The organism is Pseudomonas sp. PDM04 (assembly GCF_014851765.1).
GTDB lineage: Bacteria > Pseudomonadota > Gammaproteobacteria > Pseudomonadales > Pseudomonadaceae > Aquipseudomonas.
In genome coordinates, this window is record NZ_JACVAI010000017.1 from 1 (window position 1) to 581 (window position 581).

Annotated in this window: 1 pseudogene; it reads right to left on the reverse strand. The window is 62.3% G+C overall.

Going from position 1 to position 581, the window contains the following annotated elements:
• Positions 1 to 581, reverse strand: a pseudogene (locus IB249_RS29560) (hypothetical protein); the annotation flags it as partial.

Sequence of the window (581 nt, forward strand, 5' to 3'; positions counted from 1 at the left end):
GTGCGGCCGGAGGCCAGTGTTCGGCGCACCTTGCGCAGGCGTTTGCCGCCACCGCCGTAGCGAAAGGATTCGGTGTCATCCGGGCCGTCGTCGCGGGTGACCGGCGACACTTCGTTCAACTGGTTGCGCGTGTCCCACCCCATCGCCTGGCCGGGGAGCAAGTATTTTTGGTTGCCATTGCCGTCGAAGGCGTCGGCGAAGTCGGGCGGTGGGTCATCTGAATTGAAAATGATGCTGCGGTTGCTGGCCTCGTCTACTGCCCAGCGCCGGGTAAACGGCTGCACGCCCAAGTGGCGCAGCTCGAGCGCGTTGTTCCCGGCGTCGTAATCGTATTCCTCGCGGTAATTGACCAAGGCATTGGGGTCGTTGGCGGCGTGAAACACTTCCCGGCCCGTCGCGCCGATCAGGCGGTAACGGCTGTCGTAGGTGTAGGTGCTGACGGGATCGATTTGCTGGTTTTTGAACCAGGTGACGGGTTTGGAACGGTCGTCGATTTGCACCGGATTGCCGACCGGGTCGTAGGCGTAATGCAAATCCTGCAACAGGGCTTGGCCGGGCAGACCTGCACTCAAGCGTTCGAG